A 21,079-nucleotide genomic window follows, 5' to 3' on the forward strand; every position below is an offset into this window, starting at 1 on the left:
TTTTTAATACAAAACTGTCATACATGGATTTTAAAAACTTTAAAATACCTTTTAACATCAACCCACAATATTCTAAAAAAGTTGCCTATTTCTCAATGGAATTTGCCATAGAGCAAGTTTTGAAAATATACTCCGGAGGCCTGGGATTTTTAGCAGGCTCCCACATGAGAAGCGCTTATAACCTAAAACAGGATTTTATAGGAATAGGTATCCTATGGAAATTCGGATATTATGATCAGGCCAGAAATCATGACCAAACCCTTCAACCGGTCTGGACAAAAAAGATGTATAGCTTTCTTGAGGATACAGGAATAAAATTTCAAATTGAGATTCATAGTGCACCGGTTTGGGTCAAAGTATGGTATCTGGATCCTGAAATATTCAATACCGCTCCTATGTTTTTTCTATCCACAGACGTTCCGGAAAATGATCATGTTTCAAAAACGATCTGCCACAAATTATATGACGCTAACGAATCTACAAAGCTTGCACAATATATTTTATTAGGAAAAGGAGGAGCCCAACTGCTGGATGAAATGAATATTGAAAGGGATGTTTATCACCTGAACGAAGCACACGCATTGCCTGCCGCATTCCATTTATTAAGAAAATACAATGGAGATCTAAATAAAGTAAAGGAAAAGTTATTCTTCACCACACACACGCCTGAAGAAGCTGGTAATGAAAAACACAACTTGAAATTATGTTATGATATGTCCTATTTTTCAGGTTTCAGCATGCAGGAAGCAAAAAGTATTGAGGGTTCAGATGATGACCGTTTTAACCACTCACTCTGTGCTTTAAAAATGGCTAAAGTGGCTAATGGAGTTTCTCAACTTCATGGTGTAGTGTCACGAGCAATGTGGAGTAAGTATCCTGGAATTTGTGAAATCAAATCAATTACTAATGCTCAGGAATTTAAATATTGGGCAGATAAGAGACTTTATAACTCTAAAGATGACAATGATGAAACGGTGTTTGACTATCGTAAAAAATATTTAAAGAAAAGGCTTTTCAGGATTGTTGCTGATCAAACGGGAAATTTATTTAATCCGAATGTATTTACAATTGTCTGGGCAAGAAGATTTGCAGGTTACAAACGTGCCGATTTACTTTTACATGATAAGGAAAGGTTTTACAGATTATTAAACAACCCCAAATATCCTGTTCAAATTATCTGGGCAGGAAAACCATATCCAATGGATTATTCTGCAATATCCACTTTCAACACATTAGTAGAAGAAAGTAAAAATCATAAGAACATGGCAGTTTTAACGGGTTATGAGCTTTCGTTAAGTAAATCACTAAAACAAGGATCTGATCTCTGGTTGAATAATCCAAGAGTACCGAGAGAAGCTTCCGGAACCTCAGGAATGACAGCAGCTATGAATGGCTCAGTAAATCTTTCCACCGATGATGGATGGATCCCTGAATTTGCAAAACATGGAGAGAATTCTTTTGTAGTTCCAAAGATAGACTACATGAATATGAGTGTTTATGAGCAGGATAATTATGATTTAAATAAATTATATGAAGTCCTTGAAAATGAAATCCTTCCAACCTATTACGACAATGCAAATGCCTGGAGAAAAATCCAGTACAATGCTATGGATGATGTCAAAGACCAATTCAACAGTGATAGAATGGCTGATGAATATTATAAAGTTCTTTATAACTATTGAGGGGGAGAATTGTGAAACTGTGAAATTGTAAAATTGTAAAATTGCAAATGGGCTAAATAGCAGAAAGGCTTACAAGATTTCAAATTGTAAAAAGACAAAAATAATTAGTAATAACAAAATCAAGAAGCGATTTTACCGTTTCGCGATTTTGCTTTACATAAAATTCCGGTGAAATTTCACCGGAATTTTATGTAAACTAATCTTTTTTCTTTTTAGGAACTTTTAAGCCTTTTTCTCGGGCTTCAGAAATTCCTATAGCAACAGCCTGTTTTTGACTTGTCACTTTCTTTCCAGAAGAGGATTTCAATTTACCCTCTTTGAATTCGTGCATTACCTTTCCAACTTTGTCCTGAGCTTTGTCTGAATATTTTGTTTTGCTCATGATATTTTTTTTAAGATTTTGGTAGGGAAACCCCTAATTCGTAAACTTTAGCATGTTTTAAATACTTTGAACGCTCTCTGGAAGTAACCGACTCTAAACGATCATTTTTGATCACAATAATCGGATCTTCTGTATTTTCGATTTCAAAATTAGCGAAATACCTTTCTTCCGGGCTTGCTTTATCATTGGAAGCCTTTATTTTCTGTAATTCGTTAGCATATTTTTTAAATCCCGGATCTGAAGAATGGATAAATTTATATTCATCTCCTGCATCCACATAATAATGAAGTTTTTTTTCTATTAAACCTGCTTCATCTGTAATCTGAGGATTATCATTTCCATCCTTAAAACTTACTTCTACCAAAGTTCCTCCTTTTTTTTGAGCACATCCTTCAGCATCTTTAAAACTTGAAAACCCTGTATAAACAATTTGATCATTTAAAACGTATCGGTTTAATTTCTGATTGAATGCATTCGTTTCCATAATTATTATTTTAGCTTGATTTATAATTATATATTCAATTTTTTTGCCAAATCGATTTTTTTTAAAAAAATCACAATTAAATGATTTTTTTTGCTATTTTGGATCTTACAATCAAAATTTATAATTACTATGAAGAATTTAAAGAAAATAACAAGAGAACACCTCAAGCAGGTACAAGGAGGAGTTCGTCCGGGAATGAGAAAATGTATAGATGAGGTTACTTGTACACTCAAAATATTTTGGATCGGAGGCGGAGTCGACAGTCCATGTACTTCAACTTTTCCCACATGTGCTCCAGAAGGATATGAACCTCCAATAGACGAACCAACCCAAGCATAATAAAACAAAAACCAGAACTTAAAGTTCTGGTTTTTGTTTTATACGGTTATATGCCTAAGAATTATTAAATTTGAAATCTTTAAAATTTAAAATGAAAAAAATCCTATTAACTCTTAGTGCTGTGGTAGTATTCCATAATCTATCCGCACAGGAAATCACATTAGATAAAATATATTCAGGATATTACCGTGGAAAAGGCATTGCCGGAATTACTTCCATGAAAAACGGAGAAAACTACCTTGTTATCGAACAAGGTGGAATTGCAAAATATTCTTACAAAACTTCTCAAAAAGAAGGAAATATCGTAGATGGTAATTACTTAAGCTATGAATTTTCAGATGATGAATCAAAAATTCTTTTGTTAAAAGGAAGCCAACCTATTTACAGGCATTCATTTTTAGGGAACTTTGATGTTAAAGATTTAAAATCAGGAAAGGTGATCAGCTTAAATGATGGTAAGACAGTTCAGGAACCAAGATTCTCGCCGGACGCCACTAAAGTAGCATTCATTGCTGAAAACAATTTATTCTTTCAGGATTTAACGTCTGGAAAGATTACTCAGATTACTTCAGATGGGAAGAAAAATTCCATTATTAATGGATTGGCAGATTGGGTGTATGAAGAGGAATTCGGACATGCAAGACAATTTGAGTGGACTAAAAATTCAGATGCTATCGTATTTGTAAAATCGGATGAAAGCCAGGTTCCGGAAATATATATTCCCATCTACGGAAAGACACTGTATCCCACAGAAATGCGTTATAAGTATCCTAAAGCAGGTGAAAAAAACTCGGTAGTTTCTGCACAATTGTATCGTCTTGATTCAGGAAAAACTATTCCACTTAACCTCAGTTCTTTTAAAAATTACTACATTCCCAATGTTGTTCAAACTGCCAAAGCAGATGAAATTGTTTTAATTACTTCGGAAAGAATCCAAAATGCTTCAGATGTTTTAAAAGTCAATACAAAAACTGGAGCTGTTCAAAAATTATTTACAGAAACGGACGAAAAATGGATCGAAACAGATAGTCCAACACTTGAATTCCTTGAAGATGATTCGTTCCTTTGGGGTTCAGAAAGAGACGGTAACAAACATCTATATTGGTATGATAAGGATGGTAAATTAAAAAAACAAGTCACAAAAGGAAATTGGGAAGTAACTGATTATTACGGATACAATCCAAAATCTAAAGATATTTATGTTCAGACAACTGAAAAAGGGAGCATCAATAAAGTTGTTTCCAAAATTAATATCGAAAACGGAAAATCTCAGCTGATCTCGAATGCTGAAGGAAACAATTCAGCAAATTTCAGCAAAAACTACAATTACTTTATCGAAACATCTTCCAGTGTTTCCAAGCCAAACACTTTTGTACTAAAAGATGGAAATGGTAAAACAATAAAAGAGCTTCAAAATAACAATGACCAACTTCAAAAATTAAAATCTGATAATTTTGTTGAAAAGGAATTCATCACTATTCCGAATGCGGCAGGTGATCAAATGAACGCGTGGATAATGAAGCCTAAGAATTTTGATCCAAACAAAAAATATCCATTGTTTATGTATCAATATTCTGGTCCCGGCTCTCAGCAGGTGGCCAATTCATGGGATTCAGGAAATGCTTTATGGTTCAACCATTTGGTTCAAAAAGGATATATCGTAGCATGTGTGGATGGACGTGGAACAGGTTATAAAGGGGCCAAATTCAAAAAAGTAACCTATATGAATCTTGGAAAATATGAAATAGAGGATCAGATCACAGCAGCAAAATGGTTTGGGAATCAATCCTATATTGATAAAACAAGAATCGGAATGTTCGGATGGAGTTTTGGTGGATATATGACGAGTTTAGCAATGACAAAAGGAGCTGATGTTTTCAAAGTTGGAATTGCTGTAGCACCAGTAACTAACTGGAGATATTACGATTCAGTGTATACGGAAAGGTTTATGAGAACACCACAGGAAAATGCTGATGGATATGATAAGAATTCTCCTACAGAATATGCAAATCTTTTAAAAGGGAAACTACTTCTGATCCACGGTACAGCAGATGATAACGTACATTTCCAGAATTCTATGGAATTTTCAGAAGCGTTAATCCAAAATAAAAAACAGTTTGACTTCATGGCTTACCCAGATAAAAATCACGGAATCAATGGAGGACAGACAAGACCTCAACTGTATCAAAAAATGACAGATTTTATTGTAAAGAATTTATAATATTTGTTCATTATACGATGTAAACGAGGCTGATTATTTTAATCAGCCTCGTTTTTTATTAATTGATTGTGAGTAGAATTAAGAGTATATTATACTAGAATTTTATATTATAACCCACAGTAAATCGGGTTCCAAAAATATTGAAATGTTGAGAGTCATATGCTGACTGAGGATATCTCCCATTGAAGGTAACTGCATTGTAGGCTTTATCATAATCTTCAGAAGACACATTAATAAGTCTCCATTTGGGAATAATGTTAAAAGCATTAAGAACACCAATATTAATGGTATTTCTATCATTGATGTGGTAGTTGATCATCAGATCTGTGGTCATCCTGGTTCTAAATTCCAGGTATGCCATAGCTGCTTCATTAGGAGCATTCCATCCTGCATACGCATCTGAAGAAGTACCATCATTTACAAATTTAGCCGGACCAAATATGGTATTGTTGACCGAAAAATTCCATTTTTTAATATTATAATCCACACCCACAACACCTTTCATAGAAGGACGTGAAGTAGTTGTAAGAGCTTCCTCCATTCTGTTAAAAAACGGATCCCTACCTATTCTTTGCTCATTCAAAGCATCGAGCATTCTGGATTGTCTGAGGATTTTTGAATAATTAACATTAGCTGCAAAATTAAATGCCATTTTCCCTTTTCCTAAATCAATATTTCTGTAATTAGCTACAATATCAGCTCCGACCGTCTGGGTATTAATCCCATTGATGAAGAAACTTGCGGAAGCCACATTTGCTATTCCTAAATCTCTCATTCTTGAACTCAAAAGAATTCTATCTTTAATGGTAATCCAATACCCATCAATAGTCATAGAAAAATTCTTGTTAGGTTGAATACCAAATCCTGAAGTAAAATTGAGTGATCTTTCTGCAGTAAGCTTCGGTATTCCTACTTTTTGCGCCTCTGGACTCACATTACTAAATAGACCTTCTACGAATACTGAACCATTAGTAAATGAAGCCTGGTTGGTAGAAAGATATATTTGCTGTAATGAAGGAGCTCTAAAACCAGTGGAAGCTGAAGCTCTGAAAATAAGTTTCTTACCAATAATATCTTGTCTTAGACTCCCCTTCCATACAAATGCGCTTCCGAAATCACTGTAATTTTCATAACGGGCGGTAGCATTCAGGGAAGTACTTTCTGAAAAATCAAAGGCTGCGTCAGCATAAACTCCAATATTAGAACGAGAGAATTTTCCTGCCGAGGAAGCATTCATTCCAGGGAAAGAAATCGCTCCGGGAACCGGATTATAGGAGATCTGGTCCCCAGAATAAATTTCATACCATTCTCTTCGGGCTTCTGTACCGAAAGCAATCGCAAATACATCAGAAAATCGTTTAGTAACATCAATGTTTCCTAGCAAATTATTGAAGCTAAAACCGCCAGGTTTAAAATAAGTAGGACTATTCAGACCCAATGCAGGATTAAAAGTATTTCTTACTGTATATAAAATTTCATTCCCTCCTGTTGTAGCACTTATATCAATGCCCCAACCATTAAGAGTCTTTGTTTTAAATCCCAAAGTACCTCCATAATCAGATACATTTCCTTCGAAAGTGGGTCCAAAACCAATATAACCATCTGGTGAATTCGGAATAGGTGCGAGAGGGTTGTTTTGAGGACCAACCCAGTATGGTGGACGATAATTGGCAAAACTATTCACTTTTTTGGCCACGTAAGCTGCATTTCCATAGAATTTACTGCGTTCAGATATAGGAATCATCGCGTTGGCAGAGAAGCTCGTACTTGTTTTTTGAGGTAATGCATTCTTATTCTGAGCGTCCGGAAATCTTGAAAGATAATCCTCTACTACAGCCTGAGATGCTCCAAAAGTCTGTGCTTCCCAATACGGATTTACGGTACCATTCCGATATGCATAATTATTATTTTGTAAACTTGCTGCAATTGTTATAAAACCACCTTTCTTAAATGTTGTACCCGTGATACCATTAAAGCTTTGTGAAAAGCCATCGCCTTTGGAGAACAATCCTGTATTTAAATTGATTTCAGAGAAACTGATATTATCTTTCAGAATTACATTAACGACTCCTGCAATAGCATCAGATCCATATTGTGCAGAAGCCCCATCTCTTAAAATTTCAATTTTTTTGATTGCTATATTAGGGATGGATGACAGATCGGCTCCTGTTTCTCCTTTTCCAATTGTATTTTGAGTAAAAATAAGTGAAGATTGATTCTTTCTTTTACCATTTATTAAAATAAGTGTTCTGGAAGAACCTAAGTTTCTGATTTCATATGGATCGAGCAAAGAGGTAGCATCTTGTACGGCCGCACTGGTAGAATTAAAGGAAGGTATTCTGTATTGTAATGCCTGATCTACTGTATTGTAACCAGAAGATTGAAGAATGGAGGCATCTATAGCATCAATGGGGAGAGGAGTAGCAATACTGGATCGCGGAGCAGCTCTGGTACCTACCATGATGACTTCATCAATAGATTTTTCCTTACTAAGGCTGTCTTTATTTTGTGCGTAGAGAAGACTTACATTTCCAAGAAAAAATGCAATAGCAACTGAAGTTTTTTTCATATGTATTTGATATTTTAAATTTATTATATATTCAATGAAATAATCTTTCAACAATGTAAATTTTCAATAAAAATACAAATAAAATACAAAAAACAAAAAGAATTAACTAAAACAACCATAACATACGCAAAGAATAATATAATTGTTTTTTCGCATTTTATTTCAATAAACCACCATTTCATAATTTAAAAAAACACATTATATTAATTTCATTAATCATTTTTGAAAGTGTTATTTATTTTATCAATTAAAATTAAAAACTTATTTTTGGGAAATTTGAAATTTGAATAGATGAAGACTAAACATCCTAAAGGCCTGCCTTTTCTATTTTTCACAGAAATGTGGGAGCGTTTCGGGTATTATTTGATCCTCGGAATTTTTGTTCTTTATGTCATTGAACCTACAGGTTTAAAAGGAGGTCTTGGCCTTCCGGATAAAAAAGCTGATGACATTTTTGGAACTTATATCGCACTAACGTACCTGACTCCTTTTATTGGAGGTTTTTTAGCCGACCGTGTTTTAGGCTATATCAAATCTATCTATTTAGGTGGTATTTTAATGGCTGCAGGGTATATCGGAATGGGAGTTTTTAAAGAATTACCTTTATTCTACGGATCTTTAGCCTTAATTATTATTGGAAATGGCTTCTTTAAGCCCACCATCTCTACACTTTTGGGAAACCTGTATTCTGAAGAACCCTACAAAGCAAATAAAGATTCGGGATACAATATTTTCTATATGGGAATTAATATCGGAGCCTTTATATGTAATATCATTGCTGCTTTTATGCGTAATAAATTCGGTTGGGGTGAAGCTTTCATTACTGCTGGAGTAGGTATGCTCATTGGTATGGTGATTTTTACCATTGGAAGAAAACACTACATTCATGCAGCGCAAATGAAACCTGGACAAGAAGGAGATACCAAGCTTTCTGAAATTCTGATTAAAGTTTTTTTACCAGCACTCGTTGCAGGTGCAATTGGCTGGTTTATACCTAATAACATTTTTGGAAGTGACAGTACAGATGCATTTATTTTTGCATGTGTTCCTGTGATCTACTTTTACGCTTCTCTTTATTTTAAAGCAAAACCGGAAGAAAAAACATCTATCGGAGCTTTGCTATCTGTATTTTTAATCAGCATGTTTTTCTGGGCCGTTTTTAAACAAAACGGAACGGCGTTAACAAGATGGGCCAACTACTACACAGATAGAAGTGTTCCTGCTTCTATTGAAAAACCACTAGAAGATATCTATATGGTAGATGGAAAAAGTTATGAGGATAAAGAAGTTCCAGTTTACGACAATCAATTCCAGTCACAAAAAGATGAGAAAGGAAACACAATTAAAATACAAGGAAAAGATATCTATTTTAAAAATATTAAACCTGAACAACGGGCAGAATTAGAAAAAAATCCTAAGGCTAAGGTCTATTTATATAATACTGAATTGTTCCAATCTATTAATCCATTTTGGGTTATCGCACTAACACCGGTCATTGTCGGCTTTTGGGCACTACTTAGGAAAAGAGGAAAAGAACCTCTTACACCTACAAAAATTGTTTTAGGACTATTTATTACAGCATTGTCCTGTTTGGTGATGGTTTTAGCAGTAGTAGCTGGAGACAATGGTGCAGTCAAGGTTTCCCCCTGGTGGTTGATTGCAGGTTACGGCGTTGTTACCGTTGGAGAACTCTGTCTGTCTCCAATGGGTTTATCTTTTGTTTCTAAGCTATCACCTCCAAGAATTACAGCCCTAATGATGGGTGGATTTTTCCTTGCCAATTCCGTAGGAAATAAACTTTCAGGAATCTTAGCAAGTACATGGTATAGCTATGATAATAAGATGAATTATTTCCTTGTTAATTTCGCTTTATTAATTTTTGCGACATTATTAGGACTTTCTATGTTAAAAAGATTGAACAAAATCATGAAAGAAAAAGGACATTAATTATTCCTTTTTAACATATAATTAAAGCTGTAGCAGAGTTCTACAGCTTTTTTATTTAAATATAAAATTAAAATCTTGCCAAAAACTCAAAAAAAACTATATTTGCTAGTCTTAACAAAAAATTAACTATAAATATGGATAATATTGAAGCATTGAGTCCGAAACCGGATGAGTTTGTAGAGAATAAAAGTTCCAGACACCCAAAAGGATTATGGGTTCTGTTCGGAACAGAAATGTGGGAGCGTTTCAACTTTTATGGAATGAGAGCACTTTTGACGCTCTTTATGGTAAATTCCTTACTCATAAAAGAAGCTGATGCAGCGATCATCTACGGTGGATTTTTAGCTTTATGTTATTTAACACCTCTTTTAGGAGGATTTATTGCTGATAAATATATCGGAAACAGAAATGCCATTTTAATCGGAGGATCATTGATGGCAATTGGTCAGTTTTTACTATTTATCAGTGCCTCTACATTTTCTGCAGGTATAGAAAGCTCTAAGCTTGTTATGTGGCTGGCATTATTTGTTATTATTTTTGGAAACGGCTTTTTCAAACCAAACATATCTTCTATGGTTGGAAGTCTTTATCCAAAACAAGAAAAATCCAAGCTTGACTCCGCATTCACCATTTTCTATATGGGGATCAATATCGGAGCATTCCTGGGACAGTTTATTTGCCCATATCTTGGTGACGTAAAAGATGCTACAACAGGAGTAAGAGATATATTTGCTTTTAAATGGGGATTCCTGGCTGCTTCAATAGCCATGATAATAGGAACTGTAACATTCTTTTTCCTTAAAAATAAATATGTGGTAACACCTGAAGGAAGACCTATCGGAGGATTACCTAAGCATAATACAAGTGCAGACTTTGAAGAAGGAGAAACTCAAACAGCAAAATTCTCAGGTCAGTCTTTGGCTATTACAGGAGTAATCTTTATTGTTTTGTTTTTTGCATTTAGATATTTACTTGTAGGAGAATTTGGATTTAATTCCGTTGAAATGGGGCAATTAATCAAAGGAATTATTTATCCTTTCATTTACGGTGCGGGTATTTCATTGGCCTTCCTCATCATGACTTCTGCAGAAAACAAAGTTGAAAGACAAAGAATCTGGGTAATTTATATCGTTTCATTCTTTATCATTTTCTTCTGGGCAGCTTTCGAACAGGCAGGCTCGTCATTGACATTTATCGCAGATAACCAAACAGACAGAAATATTTTCGGGTGGAATATGCCACCTTCAATGGTCCAGATATTTAATGGAATTTTCGTAGTTCTATTAGCTGTGCCTTTTAGTTTAACATGGGACAAATTAAGAGCAAAAGGAAAAGAACCAATTTCTCCATTCAAACAAGCAATGGGTCTGGCATTGATTGCTCTTTCTTACTTTATTATTGCACACAACGTAAAAGATCTTGGAAACTCAGGATTATTAGCAATAAAGTGGTTAATGCTTCTTTATTTCATTCAAACTTGTGGAGAACTTTGTCTTTCTCCGATTGGTTTATCGTTAGTAGGTAAATTAGCCCCAAAAAGATTCGCATCTTTATTATATGGAGTTTTCTTCATTTCCAATGCAGCAGGTTATGCTTTAGCAGGTTCATTAGGAGCTCTTATTCCAGCTACTGGAGATAAATTTGAAAAAGCTCAGAAATTGGGCGTAAACTTACAAGATGTTTTAGATAAAAAAGTGACTTTAAATGCTGATCAAATAGCAGCATTTGAAAAAGCTCAACTTCCATTACACAACCCAACATTTGCAGGATTTGAAATTCATAACTTATTTCAATTCTTCATGGTATTCGTTGTACTTTGTGGTATTGCTTCTGTAATTTTAGCATTCTTATCACCTATTCTAAAGAAAATGATGCACGGTGTAAAGTAATTACACGAATAAAATAACATAAAACCTCTGCTAGTCAGAGGTTTTTTTATAAATTAGCACGCTGTTTCAAAATGAAGCATCTTATCGTTTATTTTTATTAACTATGTATACATTAGAAGAAATACAAAATTTTAAAGGAAAGTATCCTAAACAACTTTGGACGCTATTCACAGTAGAGATGTGGGAGCGTTTTTGTTTTTATGGGATGCGTGGAGTTCTTACCATTTTTATGGTAGACCAATTAGGCTTATTGGAGGATAAGGCGAATCTACAATATGGAGCAATACAAGCTTTCATTTACGCATTTACTTTTATAGGCGGGATTTTCGCTGATAAAATTCTGGGATTCAAAAGATCTCTCGTTTTTGGTGGACTTATCATGTCAATTGGTAACTTAATCATTGCCTTTTCTCCCCATGACTTCTTTTATTTTGGTATTACATGTTCAATTATTGGTACAGGATTTTTTAAGCCAAATATTTCTTCGATGGTGGGCGAACTTTATACCGAAGATGACCCGAGAAGGGATGCAGGATACGGCCTTTTTTATGCGGGAATCAATATTGGTGGGCTTTTAGGAGGAGGACTATGTGTGTACCTTGGAAAGTATTATTCCTGGTCATGGTGTTTCCTTGCAGCAGCAATTGTAATGATACTTGGATTAATTACTTTCTTTGTGACAAAAAAATCATTAGGTCCTATTGGTGATTCTCCATTAAAAATGCTTCCACAATCTAAGAGAACTTTACGGGAAGTGCTTGTGTATATAGGAGCTCTACTAAGTATGCCTCTTATTTTTATTATGGTAAAGAACACAAATTATACTGATTATTTTATGTATTTAATTGGTATTGTTGCTGTAGGCTACTTTATAATAGAAACATTGAAGCAAACTACACCTTACCAGAAGAAACTGGTTGCTGCATTCATATTTATTTTCATGTACTTTTTGTTCAACTCTATTTATGAGCAAAGCGGAGGATCTTTGTCTTTGTTTGCAAAAGATAATCTGGTGCATAACCTCTTAGGTTTTGGTATGGATCCTAATGTTATTAATAATAGTGCGAATTCCTTATTCATTATCATTTTTAGCCCGTTAATTGGACTGGCATGGATTGGGCTTAATAAAAGAAAACTTGAACCCAATACCATCAATAAATTTGGGATTGGATTCCTATTTTTAGCTGCAGGATTCTTTCTATTTTACAGCTTAAGATATTTTGCAGGTGCAGATGGTAAATCTTCTTTAAATCTATTTACTTTTACCTGGTTGGTCATTACTTTTGGTGAGCTTTGTTTAGGTCCTATTGGGATGTCTATTATTACAAAATTATCTCCAAAAAAAATGTTCGGTATGATGATGGGGCTATGGTTTTTGGCAAGTGCTTTTGGACAGTTTGCTGCGGGAAAAATCGGAGCGAGCCTATCTGAAGCTAATACAGGCAATACCAATATGAGCAAGCTTATTGCTTATACAGATGGATACAAAACTCTGGGAATCTACGCTTTGGTTGCTGGAGTGGTATTAATTTTGATATCAACGTTCGTGAGAAAATTAATGCAAGAAGTAAAATAAAATATAAGCTTATTATGCTTATTTTTATTAATAATTAAAATTTTATGAAAAAAATTCTAAGCATAGTAAGTTTGTTTTTGATAACTTTTAGTTTTGCACAGGTAAAATGGATGACCATTGAAGAGGCACTAAAGGCTCAAAAGCAAAATCCAAAAAAAATTCTTGTTGATTTTTATGCAGATTGGTGTGCGCCCTGTAAAATAATGGATAAAAAAACGTACGGACATCCAGTAATTGCACAGATTTTAAATGAAAATTATTATCCTGTAAAATTTAATGCAGAAGAGAAAAAAGAGATAGAAATTTTTGGAAGAAAATTCTCTAATCATGGTTCTGAGCATAAAAATGGGAAAAACTCATTACACGAATTTACTCAATACATGAATGTTGCGGCAGTTCCAAGTACTGTTTTTCTTGATGAAAATGGAGGTCCGATAACGATTCTGCAGGGAGAATTATCCGCAATAGAACTGGAACCCTATCTTGAATTTATCTCAAAGGATTTATATAAAAAAATCCGAAGCAGAGAACAATGGGAAGACTATCAGAAGAAATTCAAGTCCAAAATAAAGAATTAATTAGAAATTTTTGAATTTCTATTTTTAAAAATACAGAATTAAGACTTTCAATTTTTTTGGAAGTCTTTTTTATTTTACCGAAATTCGGACTTTTATTTTCCATTTATAATTCGCATCCAAGCTAAAATTGAATCTAGAAACCTCCATAGAATATGTCAAGGGAATCGGTCCTGAAAAAGCCAAGCTCATTAAAAATGTGTTGGGAATTTCAACCGTAGAAGATTTGCTGAACTTCTACCCTATTCGCTATCTTGATAAGAATAAGGTATATAAGATTGCCCAGCTCCAGGAAAATAATCTTGAGATCCAACTGAAAGGGAAAATTACACATGTCCAAGAGATACAAACCGGAAAAACCAAAAGATTAACCGCTAAATTCAATGATGACAGCGGAATGATGGATCTTGTTTGGTTTCAGTATTCAAAATGGCTAAAGGAGCAATTACCTATTAATAAAGAAATTTTCATTTTTGGAAAGATCAATCTTTTTAATAATCAATTCTCAATGCCACATCCTGAAATTGAAATTGAGGAGAAAAAAGAAAATGACAATCGCCTTAGGCCGATCTATCCAAGTTCAGAAAAATTAACAAAACGTGGTTTAAATCAAAGATTTTTCCAGACGATACTTAGAAATATTTGCAAAGAAATTCCTAATCTCATTCAGGAGAATTTACCGGAATACCTAATGCAATCTTTTAAGTTTCTTTCCAGGCAACACACCTATTTAAATATTCATTTTCCGCAAAATTTAGACTATTTTGAAAAGGCTAATTACAGATTAAAATTTGAAGAATCTTTTTTCTTTCAACTTGGTTATGCTTTAAAAAAACTTCATCATAAAAGTCAGGCATTTGGAAACCCTTTCCCTATTGTCGGGGATTATTTTACCTCCTTTTATGAAAACCATCTTCCTTTTGAGCTAACAAATGCCCAAAAAAGAGTTTTAAAAGAAATTCGGTTAGATATGAAAAAACCGATTCAGATGAACCGATTATTGCAGGGAGATGTGGGCTCCGGAAAAACCATGGTAGCTCTACTTACAATGCTTATTGCTATGGACAATGGGTTTCAGAGTTGTTTAATGGCTCCTACTGAAATTCTTGCCCAGCAGCATTATAATGGAATTAAAGAATTACTTGAGAAAACAAATATTAATATCCGCCTTTTAACAGGTTCTACAAAAGCTTCTGAAAGAAAAATCATCCATCAGGAACTCGAAAATGGAGAACTGTCTATACTGGTGGGGACTCATGCCGTTTTAGAGGATAAAGTAAAATTCAAAAACCTAGGCCTGGCTATTATCGACGAACAGCACAGGTTTGGTGTTGCACAAAGAGCAAAACTTTGGGCAAAAAATAAAATTCCGCCTCATATTTTAGTCATGACCGCCACTCCCATTCCAAGAACTTTGGCAATGAGTTTCTATTCCGATCTGGATGTATCTGTGATCGATGAAATGCCTGTGGGGAGAAAGCCTATTGTTACTGCACATAGACGAGAGAAAGACAGAGCATATGTTTATAATTTTTGCAGGGACGAGATAAAAAAAGGCAGACAGATTTATTTTGTATATCCATTAATAGAGGAATCTGAAACATTAGATTATAAAAATTTAATGGAAGGTCTGGAGCATGTAATGAACTTTTTTTCAGATTATAATGTGAGTATGCTCCATGGAAGAATGAAACCTGATGAAAAAGACACTGCCATGAACTATTTTGCATCCGGGAAGGCAGAAATCATGGTTGCCACTACTGTTATTGAAGTTGGAGTCAACGTACCGAATGCTTCTGTAATGGTGATAGAAAGTGCGGAAAGATTTGGATTATCACAACTCCATCAATTACGGGGACGTGTAGGACGAGGTGCGGAACAGAGCTATTGTATACTAATGACCTCCGACAAGTTATCTACTGAAAGCAGAACCCGTATTAAAACTATGACGGAGACTAATGATGGCTTTAAAATTTCTGAAGTGGATATGCAATTACGTGGACCTGGTGACATTTTAGGAACTCAGCAAAGTGGTGTGGTGGATTTCAAAAGACTAGATCTTGTAAAAGATTCTGCTATTATAAAAGCTACAAAAAAGACCGTTGAAAAAATTCTGGAAAAAGATCCTCTTTTAGCTCAGGCAAATCATCAGATCATCAAAAGCTATTACCTGAAGTACTACAAAGGGAAAAATAAATGGAGTAAAATATCATAAAAAAACCGCAAAAAGAAAAATATCTTTCCGCGGCCCCCTTATAAAACTGTTATTTAGAAGAAATTATTTTTAGTAAAAATTTATTTAGTAGAATGCTTACTATCTTGTAATTGGTGTGGAGTGAAAATATTTATAGCATTTGCATTTTTCATTAAGCCACTACTAAATAAATTGATAAAAAAACAAAATGAATTATGTTTCCAACTTACTTATTATAAAAACTAACTGTGTTTTGTTGAAAGGATTTTAAAAGAAACGAATATAAATATCCTCCAACTTTTGAGTTTTCATGATTGTACCGTTTTGTTTAAAGATCTTCTACGCTCTACATTGGAAATTAATAATCCACTTTGTTTTACTAACATCGTGATTAACATAATTTACTTTCAAGATTTGAAAAAATAATTACTCACATTAATTGCTTTATATGATTAATTTGTGTTAGCACGTTTCTTTTACAAATTTCATCTTTTATCACTTATAATCATTTATATTATTATATTCAATAGTTATAGAATTTTCACCTTTTAGTGAATATTATACAACAGATAATATTGGGCTTTAAATCAAAACCCTAGATGACCTTAGTGTTCATCATACTTTCAGGATAAAATTGTCTTTATTTAGTCCGGATGTATGATATTGCCAATTCAATGTAACAACCTCAGAAAGTACTCTTTTCAGATCTTTATAATTATCTGGTTTTCTCATGTAGATATTAGATCCTTTTACAAAAACATTCTCTACTTCTTCTTCAGACAAAGCATCCGAATATATCCCGGTAATCATTCTGCTCAATCTAAAATCCATCTTGATCTCCTCAAGACATTCCAGAATACTTTTTTGAGGAATATTATAATTCATCAATAACATCTCAGGAATCAGCGCCTCAGCATTATTAAGATACTTCATTGCATCTTCCCCGTTGTGAAATGATTGAACTTTAACTGTTATTTTTAGATCTTTGAATACATTTTTAAACAAAATAAGATTTCCTTCGTCCTCATCGACCAATATGACATTAAGATATTCTTTATTCATAAAGCATTTTATTTGTAACGATCACATTTTGTTCTTTCCTTCTTTTTACGATTATCTTTTGAAATTGAGAAGGCGTAATACCCGTAGTATTCTTAAACTGTGTACTGAGATGAGCCACACTGGAATAATTCAGCTTATGGGCGATTTCAGTAAGGTTAAGCTTATTATTGATAATTAATTCTTTTGCGTATTCGATCTTCTGCAGAATAATAAAATTTTCTATGGAAGTAAATGCCACTTCCGAGAAAAGATTAGACAAATAACCGTAACTGTGATTTAATTTTTCTGAAATATAAATAGAAGCCTTAACGGCAATAATATCTTTAGAGAATACTAATTCTACAATAGCATCTTTAATCTTCTGCACTAAGGCAATCTTCTGGCTCTCGATAATTTCTATACCATAATCTTCAAGATTTTTCTTGAAAATATTATGCTGCTCCTGGGTAAATGCTTCATAGAATTCTACTTCCCCAAAATTCAGCAATCTATATTTTAAACCTTGTTCTTTAAGTTTTTCATCCAACACTTTTTTACAAAGAGCATTGAAATCAAATTTCACGTACATTTTCATCCTAGTATAAGTGTGTTAATTATTTGGTAAATATAATATTTTATTTCATATAAATGTGAAATAGATGAATAAAATTAAAATTAAATTCATAACCGCAAAAAACTCCTGTATTATTCAATACAGGAATTTAAACACTAAGGATGAAAAAAATATACTGATAAAAGCTAAGACAGCTAAAACCAAGTATATGAATGTATTATTTACAAGTGATTTGGTTCTGATGCAAAGATGCTACTATTAAACAGCTCACCCGTTATAGAATTATCAGATAATGTTACACAATTATAAGTCTATTATCTGTGAATTATAAATTCCATAAGATAATCATCCATAACAAAATTATTCCCAATATCAAAAACACCTTCATCATATATTTTGTACCCCTGAGATTCATAAAACTGTCTGGCAGCATTAAATTTATTTACATTCAGGATGATTCTGTTATCCCCACTCTCTTGTGTTTTCTGAGCCAGGAATACAAGTGCCTCTTTTCCGAAGCCCTTCCCTTTACTTTCAGGAACCAAATAGATCCGATGAAGCTTTGTTGTATTCACCTCATAAGCATTTTCATACCCTATAAACCCTTCAATCGAATTGGCAACCTCATCTTCGATCAAATAATAATGGTAAGTAGGGGTATTCATATGATTGAAAATTTCTTCTGTAGAATACATTGTACCTAGCATGTATTCCATCTGTTCATCTGATAAAATTTCCGCATAGGCTTTCTCCCATGATCTTCTAGCTAATTCCTGAATTAAAGGAATATCTTTTTCTGTTGCTTTTATTAACTTCATAATTTTGGTATTAAAAAAAATGAAAGGCCGAAACCTTTCACTTTATAGTATTTAATTTTAAAAACAATGGAATTGTCAACTTTGCAAATTAACACCTTGTTTTAAATAGTTGTCATTTCAGCTTTTATCTTTGCATACAGCCCTTCAGATGCAGCAACAAGTGGAAGTCTTAAATAATTTTTAATAATTCCTTTTTCAGTTAAAATAACTTTTACTCCACATGGATTCCCTTCAGCGAAAATTAAACGGGTAATTTCCACCAGTTTGTTATGAATCTCATACGCTTCTTTTACTTTTCCATTCAAAGCAAGCTGAACCATTGTAGAAAATTCTTTTGGATAAGCCTGTCCGATTACGGAAATCACACCATCCCCTCCTGCTAATGTAACAGGCAATGCATATTCATCATCCCCAGATACTAATGAAAATCCTTCCGGCTTTTTCCTTAATATATCAAAATACTGAAGAATATTTGGCGCCGCTTCTTTAATCAAAAATAAATTAGAAAATTCTTTAGCTAATCGAATCGTTGTATCTGCCTCAATATTCTGTCCCGTTCTCGAAGGTACATTATAAATGATAATTTTTTTCCCGGTAGAGGCAAGCACTTTATAATGCTGATAAAGCCCCTCCTGATTTGGTTTATTATAATATGGAGAAACAGATAAGATAGCCTCGAAAGATGACAGATCTGTTTCTTCTATTTGATTTTTTACCTCCAGCGTATTATTTCCTCCAATTCCTAAAACTAATGGAAGGCGTTTATTATTTACCTTAATGATATGATCTATAACCTGTTTCTTCTCCTCTGCAGAAAGCGTTGCAGCTTCTGCTGTAGTTCCTAAAACAACTAAATAATTGGTTCCGTTCTCAATATTGTATTCAACAAGATTTGTTAAACTATCAAAATCAACGGATAAATCTTCATTAAAGGGTGTCACCAAAGCCACACCTACTCCTTTTAAAATGCTCATCTGTTAGAATTATTTTTTTCAAATTTAATAATTTAGACCAAGAATTTATAATAAATAATAATGTTTTATTATACATATAATTATATTTGCATATACTAAAAGAAATTATGAAAAATAAATTCTTATTACTAGGAATTGCTTTGGTTTCGCTTATGTCTTGTAAAACAACTTCTTTACAAGTAGCAAATGTGCAAACACAGAAGAACATTTCTATTAATAAAGATCTGAAGAATGACGAAGCTTTTGTAAAAGTTATTGAACCCTATAAACAAAAATTGGATAAAGAGATGAACCAAAAAGTCTCTCATACCAATACAGATCTTACTAAACAGGGGGATAATAGTAATCTTGGAAATCTTTTAGCCGATTACACATTTAATGGTGCTGATGATTGGGCCAAAACTCATCTCAAAAAAAATGTAGACGCTGCATTAATTAATATTGGTGGAATTCGTACTTCAATAGGGAAAGGTGATATCCTTCTTAAAAATGTTTTTGAAGTAATGCCTTTTGAAAATGAAGTGGTTATTGTTAAAATGAAAGGATCAGATCTGCAGGGTTTATTTGAATATTACGCAAAAAACCAGGTAAATAATCCTGTTTCTCATTTATATATAGAAACCAATAACGGGCAACTTTCCAAAACCATGATCAACGGTAAAGCAGTAAATCCTGGCCAGGATTATTATATTGCAACCTCTGATTATCTTGCATTAGGTGGTGACAACATGAATTTTTTCGCAAAAGGAGAATCAATTCCAACTGGAATCAAAATGAGAGATATGTTTATAGAATATTTCAAGAAAAACTCCGAGATTGTTCCTAATACAGATATTCGTTTAAATTTTATTGGTAAGAAATAATGGACAGAAAAAGTTTTTTAAAAGCAATAAGTGGTGGAACTTTGGCAATGGCTTTAGCTCCGAATATGATGATGGCAGAGGAACTAAAATTAAATAGTTTATCCTCTGCAAACAAACTTACCATTCTTCATACCAATGATCAGCATAGCAGAATAGAGCCTTTTGATGAAAGCTATACCAAGAATCCAAACCAGGGAGGATTTGCCAGAAGGGCAAGCTTAATTCAGCAGATCAGAAACCAGGAAAATAATGTATTGCTTCTGGATTCCGGAGATATCTTTCAAGGAACTCCTTATTTTAATTTTTTTGGTGGTGAACTTGAATTCAAATTAATGTCCATGATGAAATATGATGCTTCTACGATGGGAAATCACGATTTCGATAATGGATTACAAGGTTTTTTAAATGTTCTGCCTAATGCTCAATTCCCATTTATCTGTTCAAATTATGATTTTAAGAATACTGTATTAGATGGTAAAACCTCTCAATATAAAATTTTTAATAAGAATGGGATTAAAGTTGGAATCTTTGGCGTTGGAATTCAACTTGAAGGACTAGTAGGAAAAAAACAATATCAGGAAACTGTTTATTCAAATCCTATTGACGTTGCACAACACTATTCCAATTTTCTTAAAAATGAGCAAAAATGTGATTTAGTGATCTGCTTATCACATATTGGTTATGACTACAAAGGAGAACCAGATAAAGTAAGTGATAAAATATTAGCTGCAAATACAGAGAATATTGACATTATTTTAGGAGGTCATACTCATACTTTCTTACCAGAACCTCAAAGCTTTAAAAACAGACAAGGTAAAAATGTTTTGGTTAATCAGGTTGGATGGGCCGGACTTCTTCTAGGAAGAATAGATTTTTATTTCGATAACAACAAAAATGTACAACATATTTCTTGGAATAATCAGGTTATAGACAGCAGTATAATAGCATAAT

Annotated in this window: 17 protein-coding genes; 10 read left to right on the forward strand and 7 right to left on the reverse strand. The window is 33.5% G+C overall.

The features are described from left to right. Positions 1-23 precede the first annotated feature (23 nt). The gene (gene glgP, locus JHL15_RS05990) at positions 24-1,682 is read left to right on the forward strand and encodes an alpha-glucan family phosphorylase (protein WP_200244188.1); all 1,659 of its coding nucleotides are present in this window, start codon (positions 24-26) and stop codon (positions 1,680-1,682) included. 196 nt (positions 1,683-1,878) lie between these two features. Here glgP and JHL15_RS05995 read toward each other — a convergent pair whose 3' ends face one another. Together JHL15_RS05995 and JHL15_RS06000 are read right to left on the reverse strand one after the other, a co-directional pair. After that, positions 1,879-2,064 (reverse strand): DUF6496 domain-containing protein, encoded by a 186-nt coding sequence (locus tag JHL15_RS05995; RefSeq protein ID WP_200244190.1) that lies wholly within the window; start codon positions 2,062-2,064, stop codon positions 1,879-1,881. Between the two features lie 10 nt (positions 2,065-2,074). Next, positions 2,075-2,548 (reverse strand): hypothetical protein, encoded by a 474-nt coding sequence (locus JHL15_RS06000; protein ID WP_200244192.1) that lies wholly within the window; start codon positions 2,546-2,548, stop codon positions 2,075-2,077. A 129-nt stretch (positions 2,549-2,677) separates the two neighbouring features. Between JHL15_RS06000 and JHL15_RS06005 the strand changes: the two genes are divergently transcribed. Together JHL15_RS06005 and JHL15_RS06010 are read left to right on the forward strand one after the other, a co-directional pair. Then, positions 2,678-2,887: a bacteriocin-like protein gene (locus JHL15_RS06005; RefSeq protein ID WP_200244194.1), complete on the forward strand. Its 210-nt coding sequence runs from the start codon at positions 2,678-2,680 to the stop codon at positions 2,885-2,887. 91 nt (positions 2,888-2,978) lie between these two features. Next, the gene (locus JHL15_RS06010; protein WP_200244201.1) at positions 2,979-5,108 is read left to right on the forward strand and encodes a S9 family peptidase; all 2,130 of its coding nucleotides are present in this window, start codon (positions 2,979-2,981) and stop codon (positions 5,106-5,108) included. 94 nt (positions 5,109-5,202) lie between these two features. On the opposite strand, the gene JHL15_RS06015 is transcribed toward JHL15_RS06010, so the two are convergent. Then, complete coding sequence (locus tag JHL15_RS06015) at positions 5,203-7,677, reverse strand: TonB-dependent receptor plug domain-containing protein (protein ID WP_200244203.1); 2,475 nt, start codon at positions 7,675-7,677, stop codon at positions 5,203-5,205. Between the two features lie 291 nt (positions 7,678-7,968). Here JHL15_RS06015 and JHL15_RS06020 point away from each other — a divergent pair, with 291 nt between their 5' ends. From JHL15_RS06020 to recG, 5 genes are all read left to right on the forward strand, one after another. Then, positions 7,969-9,624, forward strand: a complete 1,656-nt coding sequence (locus JHL15_RS06020; RefSeq protein ID WP_200244205.1) for a peptide MFS transporter — start codon at positions 7,969-7,971, stop codon at positions 9,622-9,624. Between the two features lie 134 nt (positions 9,625-9,758). Next, a complete protein-coding gene (locus tag JHL15_RS06025) occupies positions 9,759-11,513 on the forward strand; it encodes a peptide MFS transporter (protein ID WP_200244206.1) in 1,755 nt (584 codons plus the stop codon). A 103-nt stretch (positions 11,514-11,616) separates the two neighbouring features. Continuing rightward, positions 11,617-13,089 (forward strand): peptide MFS transporter, encoded by a 1,473-nt coding sequence (locus JHL15_RS06030; protein ID WP_200244208.1) that lies wholly within the window; start codon positions 11,617-11,619, stop codon positions 13,087-13,089. Between the two features lie 44 nt (positions 13,090-13,133). Beyond that, entirely contained in the window at positions 13,134-13,667 is a 534-nt protein-coding gene (locus JHL15_RS06035) for a thioredoxin family protein (RefSeq protein WP_200244209.1), read from the forward strand. Between the two features lie 127 nt (positions 13,668-13,794). Beyond that, entirely contained in the window at positions 13,795-15,879 is a 2,085-nt protein-coding gene (gene recG, locus JHL15_RS06040) for an ATP-dependent DNA helicase RecG (protein ID WP_200244211.1), read from the forward strand. A 594-nt stretch (positions 15,880-16,473) separates the two neighbouring features. On the opposite strand, the gene JHL15_RS06045 is transcribed toward recG, so the two are convergent. The 4 genes from JHL15_RS06045 to dapA all read right to left on the reverse strand — a co-directional run bounded on the left by JHL15_RS06045 (position 16,474) and on the right by dapA (position 19,265). Next, the gene (locus JHL15_RS06045) at positions 16,474-16,920 is read right to left on the reverse strand and encodes a response regulator (RefSeq protein WP_200244218.1); all 447 of its coding nucleotides are present in this window, start codon (positions 16,918-16,920) and stop codon (positions 16,474-16,476) included. Next, positions 16,913-17,494 (reverse strand): helix-turn-helix domain-containing protein, encoded by a 582-nt coding sequence (locus tag JHL15_RS06050; protein WP_200244219.1) that lies wholly within the window; start codon positions 17,492-17,494, stop codon positions 16,913-16,915. The genes JHL15_RS06045 and JHL15_RS06050 overlap by 8 nt, the downstream gene beginning before the upstream one ends. 293 nt (positions 17,495-17,787) lie before the next feature. Further along, entirely contained in the window at positions 17,788-18,291 is a 504-nt protein-coding gene (locus JHL15_RS06055; RefSeq protein ID WP_200244220.1) for a GNAT family N-acetyltransferase, read from the reverse strand. A 101-nt stretch (positions 18,292-18,392) separates the two neighbouring features. Next, positions 18,393-19,265, reverse strand: coding sequence for a 4-hydroxy-tetrahydrodipicolinate synthase (gene dapA, locus JHL15_RS06060; protein ID WP_200244221.1), 873 nt, complete (start codon positions 19,263-19,265; stop codon positions 18,393-18,395). A 107-nt stretch (positions 19,266-19,372) separates the two neighbouring features. Between dapA and JHL15_RS06065 the strand changes: the two genes are divergently transcribed. Both JHL15_RS06065 and JHL15_RS06070 read left to right on the forward strand, forming a co-directional pair. Beyond that, entirely contained in the window at positions 19,373-20,128 is a 756-nt protein-coding gene (locus JHL15_RS06065; protein ID WP_200244222.1) for a 5'-nucleotidase C-terminal domain-containing protein, read from the forward strand. After that, complete coding sequence (locus JHL15_RS06070) at positions 20,128-21,078, forward strand: bifunctional metallophosphatase/5'-nucleotidase (protein WP_200244223.1); 951 nt, start codon at positions 20,128-20,130, stop codon at positions 21,076-21,078. Before JHL15_RS06065 ends, JHL15_RS06070 begins: the two co-directional genes overlap by 1 nt. Position 21,079: the final 1 nt, after the last annotated feature.

The organism is Chryseobacterium paridis (assembly GCF_016595215.1).
GTDB classification, from domain to species: Bacteria; Bacteroidota; Bacteroidia; order Flavobacteriales; family Weeksellaceae; genus Chryseobacterium; species Chryseobacterium paridis.